We start from the raw sequence: 4,811 nt of genomic DNA on the forward strand, positions 1-4,811 counted from the left end.
GTCTACAAGGCGCTGGCGGGACGCCTCGCTCCCGCCGACCTGAAGCGCCTGCGCGACGCGCAGCGAGCCTGGATCCCGTTCCGCGACAAGGAATGCGCCTTCCGCACCAAGCCCTATGCCGATGGCTCGGTGTATTCGACCCTGGTCGAGACCTGCAGGGCGGAGTTGACCAAGGTACGGCTGGCGCAGTTGCAGCACCAATTGCAATGCCCCGAAGGCGACCTCTCCTGCGTGCCGCAAAGCGGTGGCAATGCCGCCCCCACGAAGAACGAGCCTGCGACGGCCAAGACCGCGCCTGCGAAACCCGCCGCTGCCCAGGCAAGCCAGAACGACACGAGGCCATGCGTGCAATCCGCCGGCAAGGCGAAGTCGGACCAGTACGTCTCGCAGTGCATCCAGGTGTCGCCGGCCACCAATCCGCCCTGCAACGGGCAGAATGCCTGCAGCATGATGATCGACGAGATCAAGCGCGGCTGCGCCATGATCGGCAAGGACAACCCGCCGGGCTTCTGTTCTGCGTACAAAGGCTGAGCGGCGCGGCTCGCGCGCCACAGGTGCCGCGGTGATCAAACATGCCCCAGCGGAAGATCAACGCGGCACGGCAAGACAACCGCAAGTCCGGTTTGTCGGAATATTGGCGGGACAAGCGACGATGCCACCAAAAAAGGACGGCAAAATCTTACGAGCCAAGCGTGATGCTTATCAAAAATTGATTTCAGTTTTATCGCAAACCTGCAAACTTGTAGACGCGCCGTGAGTCGGGAGTGGGCGCCAACGATAACTTGGTCCCCGTAACTTGGCCCAAATAACTGGCCCTGTCAGGAGCTCACGATGGATGGAGCGCCCAGCGATTTACGAACGTTGAGATATGTCGCGGAGATCACGCGCAAGCTGGCGAAAATGCTCTCGCGCACGCGCTATCAGATGCTTGTCTATCTTCTTGAAATGACAGCGGTTGAGGCGGAGAGCCTTGCCGGAGAGTCGGATTCCAAGCGCACCCGGCCGGTCAAGCCGCCTCAGGCCCGCCGCTAAAGCGCGTCGCGATCTTTCAGATTCGCTCCATGCGCTTTAGGTTTTTGATTCTGCGCATGTCTTCATCCCGAAACCGGTTCCCACTTTCGGGAGACATGTTTTAGCTTGCGCGCGGCAGACCTTTTGCTGCAAGGCGATCCAGAATGACCAGGCAATTCCGCCTGCGCATTTCGATGGTAGACGGATCATCGCATTCGACGATGGCGCGCTCGAACCGGTCAAGCGCGTCGAGCGCGACAAGCATGTCGCCGGACGGTTGGCCCAGCGAAAACAGGATGCGCCGCGCCCTGATGCCGTCGGCCGCATCCACCGAGGACTGGACGGCTACGCCACGGCGCAGCGCACCGAGGGCAGCCAGATGGTCGCGCCATGGTAATGGCGCGACGTCTGCCGTTGCAGGCACCATGCCTCAGGCCTTGGCCTTGCGCTTGCCCTTGCCCGCGTCGCCGGCCGGCTTGCGACCAAGGCCGGACGATTTGGCCAACGCCGAGCGGGTCGCCGAGTAGCTCGGCGCCACCATCGGATAGTCGGCGGGCAAGCTCCATTTCGCGCGGTATTCGTCCGGCGTCAGGCCGTGATCGGTCGCGAGGTGGCGCTTCAACGACTTGAACTTCTTTCCGTCCTCGAGGCACACGATGTGGTCGGGGAAAACCGAGCGCTTCGGGTTGACGGCTGGCGTCAGCGCCACCGCCTCCTTGACAACGCTATCGCTGGCGAGCTTGCGCACCGAGGCGCTGACGCTGGCGATCAGGTCAGGCAGGCCAGAGGCAGGGAGCGGGTTGTTGCCGACATAGGCCGAGACAATGTCGGCGGTCAGTTCGATTGCAGTCTTGTCGTCGATGTTGGACAATTTTTTTCACCTTCTGCTGGCCCTCAAATCGCCAGGCGTTTTTAAGACTTTCGTCGGTGTATCGTATTGGACCTGTCCCCCAACGGACCGTCCATAGTCAGTAAAGCTACCAGACTCAATACAGGGGTGATGTTTCTACGCGGGCCGGAGACGCGCAAGTTAGGAATTCTAATAGCTATAGCTAACTTTTTATAGCACCGGCGGTCCGCCTGGATGGACAAAAGGCGTTATAGCACTTCGATTTGCGATGGAAGTTGCTGAAAAATCGAAGTTCAGGCCAAGTTCCAGCACGGCAAGCATGATCCCGCAAGCCGGATACTTGACCATGCGCGATTCGGCGGCCCCATGGCAAATCGCTATCTGGCGGCGGCACCGCGCCTGAGCTCCGAGGGCGGCTTCTCCGCGAGGATCTCCAGCACGCGCTTCCAGCGCGCGCAGCGGCCGAAATCCTTCTGCTCAATGGCCTTTTCGGCCTTCATGGCCGCATAAAGCGGCGCCTCCGCGCCAAACTCCCTGACCAGCCAGTGCGCCTCCTGCCTGGCGCGGCGTTCGTCCTCGTCAACGGCCATTTTGGACATCATGCCTGGTCTCCATACCTTCGATGCCGACCGCAAGGCAGCTGCCGATGACGAGGACGGCGCCGGCAACCGCCGTCATCGACAGGCTTTCGCCCGAGAGCGTCAGCAGAAACGTGGAAGCTATCGGCGTCAGATAGGCGACGACCGCTATCCTGCCACCATGGTCGAGCTTTGCCGCGCGCGACCAGAAATAGTAGCCGAGCCCCATCGGGCCAGCGCCGAGATAAAGGCCGAGCAGAAGGTGCGCGCCGCTCGGGCGCACGACGCCATCATGCAGACACCAGGCGAAGGTGAGCGCGACGCCGATCAGCGCCGAGGGCAAAAGCAGGCGCTCCGGCGGCACGGCAAGGCGGCCGACTGCGAGCGAGTAGAAGGCCATGCAGAGCGCCGAGCCGAAGGCGGCAAGATAGCCGACGGGGCTGCCACCTTCGAACCAGGTCTGCGCGCGGCCGCCGGAAACCACCAGCGCCACGCCGACAAAGCCAAGCGCCGCCGCCAGCCCGAGCAGCAGCGGACGCCGCGGCCGGCCAAGCACGATGACCGCAGCGGCGGTCATCAACGGCCAAGTATAGGCGACGAGATTTGCTTCGATAACCGGCATCGAGGCAAAGCCGATATATTGCAGCACCATCGTGCCGACCAGGCCAAGGAAGCCGACGGTATAGGCGAGCGCGTGCCCTCCCTTCTCCCCTTGTGGGAGAAGGTGGCCTCGCGAAGCGAGGTCGGATGAGGGGTGCTCCAGGGAACGCCGACGTCTCACTCCGCTGGAACACCCCTCATCCGTCTCGGCGCTGCGCGCCGATCCAACTTCTCCCACAAGGGGAGAAGGAGAAGTGCTCGTCAGCCGGATCAGCGCAAACACGAAGGCCGCGCCGCAAAACTGCAGGAACTGCACCTGCGACACCGGATAGAGGGCAAGCAGCGTCTTGCCGACCAAGGCGTTTGTCGCCCACAGCGCCACGGCGCCGAGGGCGAAGGCCAGCGCCGCCCCGAGGGCGGCGCCGGAACGGCTTTGGCTTTCAGGCACGACCGGCCCGAGGCGCAGCGACACTGAAGGCGGCTGACGCTCGACCGGATCGTGGCTCATTACCACGACTCCCTCGCCCCGCCGGCAACGGGCTCCGCGGCGGGCTGCGGCACGGGACGCTCCTCGGCATGGCGGCGGTAGGCGGGCAACTGGTTGGTCCAGACATCCTCGGCCAGTTCGTTCACCCAGGCACGGTCGTGGTCGTTGTCGGCGGCGAGGTAGAACATGCGGTTGTCGTCGACATAGGGCTTGGTCACCGAGCGCTGGTTGAGCACCAGCGTTACGCGCTCGCCGAGCTGGATCGGCGCCGTGCGGTGGAGCACGCCGAGAAACTGGCCGAGCGTGGCGTAGTTCATCTTGTGGTCGATGCGCATGATCTTGTTGCGCGGCAGGTCGCGGCCGGATTCCAGGATCGAGCGGCCGGTTTCGGAATCGTCGCAATAGATCTCGAGGTGGCCGCCGATGAGCGGCTCGCTGATCGACAGCGGAATGAGTTCGGTCACCGGAACGCCATCGCAATGCCATTCGACCGCGCCGTCCTTGGGATTCATGAAGGTGACTGTCGAGCCGACGATCGACAGCGGATACGGCTCCAGCTTGGTTCCCATCATGTCGGATAGCATTTCCAAGCGCAGCTTGTCGTGCAAAAGCTCCTTGATCTCCGGAATGTAGCGGTCGGCGCCGGTGATGAAGGTGAGGTCGAGATGCTTGTGCACGGCATGGCTGGCCTTCAATTTCAAAGCAGCCGCCTCTATGGCGGCAAGCAGAGCGGGGTCGTAGCCGTGACGATACTGGGCGACACCGAAGCTCGACACTTTCCAGGCGGTCTCATGACCAATGATGGCCTCACGGCTCATTGCACAGCGCAGTTCGGGAATTGTATGGGCGTTCATTCTACTTTCTCCAAGGTGGGGGCAACACTTGGTTAACAGTCATTTAAACACCTACCCCTGTAAATTTAGGAATGCTGGTGGTAGCGTAAGCCCAGCTTAAGGTCGAAACCCCGTGCGTCTGCTCAGTCAGGTCAACCTCAACTCGCTGAAAATCGTGGAGAGCGCCGCGAGGCACAGGAATTTCACGCGCGCCGGCGAGGAGCAGTTCATCACCGCTTCCGCCGTCAGCCAGCGCGTGAAGGGCCTGGAGGATCAGCTGCGCTTCAAGATCTTCGAGCGCGGCGGCAATGCGGTATCGCTGACGCCGGAGGGCGAGACCTATGTGGCGCGCGTGCGCGAGGCGCTGGAGCGCATCGTGGCGGCCAACATGGAGGCCACCGGCCAGTCGCAGGCGCATGTGCTTCGGATCTGTGTGCTGCCGACCTTCGCGG

8 protein-coding genes are annotated in these 4,811 nt (G+C 62.6%); 3 read left to right on the forward strand and 5 right to left on the reverse strand.

All coding sequences use genetic code 11. The features are described from left to right. A partial coding sequence (locus EOD07_RS22705) for a lysozyme inhibitor LprI family protein (RefSeq protein ID WP_164772437.1) occupies positions 1 to 531 on the forward strand: 531 nt, incomplete at its 5' end. Positions 532 to 831: 300 nt separating this feature from the next. After that, complete coding sequence (locus EOD07_RS22710; protein WP_127237058.1) at positions 832 to 1,032, forward strand: hypothetical protein; 201 nt, start codon at positions 832 to 834, stop codon at positions 1,030 to 1,032. A gap of 100 nt (positions 1,033 to 1,132) precedes the next feature. Here EOD07_RS22710 and EOD07_RS22715 read toward each other — a convergent pair whose 3' ends face one another. The 5 genes from EOD07_RS22715 to EOD07_RS37755 all read right to left on the reverse strand — a co-directional run bounded on the left by EOD07_RS22715 (position 1,133) and on the right by EOD07_RS37755 (position 4,380). Continuing rightward, entirely contained in the window at positions 1,133 to 1,438 is a 306-nt protein-coding gene (locus EOD07_RS22715) for a hypothetical protein (RefSeq protein ID WP_127237059.1), read from the reverse strand. 3 nt (positions 1,439 to 1,441) lie between these two features. After that, positions 1,442 to 1,882 carry a MucR family transcriptional regulator gene (locus EOD07_RS22720; RefSeq protein WP_040984823.1) on the reverse strand — a complete coding sequence of 147 codons (441 nt, stop codon included), beginning with the start codon at positions 1,880 to 1,882 and terminating at the stop codon, positions 1,442 to 1,444. A 356-nt stretch (positions 1,883 to 2,238) separates the two neighbouring features. Continuing rightward, positions 2,239 to 2,463 carry a hypothetical protein gene (locus EOD07_RS22725; RefSeq protein ID WP_245470406.1) on the reverse strand — a complete coding sequence of 75 codons (225 nt, stop codon included), beginning with the start codon at positions 2,461 to 2,463 and terminating at the stop codon, positions 2,239 to 2,241. Then, positions 2,441 to 3,547 carry a DMT family transporter gene (locus EOD07_RS38640; RefSeq protein WP_245470408.1) on the reverse strand — a complete coding sequence of 369 codons (1,107 nt, stop codon included), beginning with the start codon at positions 3,545 to 3,547 and terminating at the stop codon, positions 2,441 to 2,443. Before EOD07_RS38640 ends, EOD07_RS22725 begins: the two co-directional genes overlap by 23 nt. Further along, positions 3,547 to 4,380 (reverse strand): hypothetical protein, encoded by an 834-nt coding sequence (locus tag EOD07_RS37755; RefSeq protein WP_164772438.1) that lies wholly within the window; start codon positions 4,378 to 4,380, stop codon positions 3,547 to 3,549. The genes EOD07_RS38640 and EOD07_RS37755 overlap by 1 nt, the downstream gene beginning before the upstream one ends. Before the next feature lie 112 nt (positions 4,381 to 4,492). On the opposite strand from EOD07_RS37755, the gene EOD07_RS22750 reads away from it, so the two are divergent. Next, positions 4,493 to 4,811: LysR family transcriptional regulator (locus EOD07_RS22750; protein WP_127237060.1), on the forward strand; the 319-nt coding region annotated here is incomplete at its 3' end.

It is taken from the genome of Mesorhizobium sp. M2C.T.Ca.TU.002.02.1.1 (assembly GCF_003997225.1).

Bases quoted from the DNA above. Each gene is read 5' to 3' on its own strand.
- EOD07_RS22710 (WP_127237058.1), top strand. From the start codon at position 832: ATGGATGGAGCGCCCAGCGATTTACGAACGTTGAGATATGTCGCGGAG.
- EOD07_RS22715 (WP_127237059.1), bottom strand. From the start codon at position 1,438: ATGGTGCCTGCAACGGCAGACGTCGCGCCATTACCATGGCGCGACCAT.
- EOD07_RS22725 (WP_245470406.1), bottom strand. From the start codon at position 2,463: ATGATGTCCAAAATGGCCGTTGACGAGGACGAACGCCGCGCCAGGCAG.
- EOD07_RS38640 (WP_245470408.1), bottom strand. From the start codon at position 3,547: ATGAGCCACGATCCGGTCGAGCGTCAGCCGCCTTCAGTGTCGCTGCGC.
- EOD07_RS37755 (WP_164772438.1), bottom strand. From the start codon at position 4,380: ATGAACGCCCATACAATTCCCGAACTGCGCTGTGCAATGAGCCGTGAG.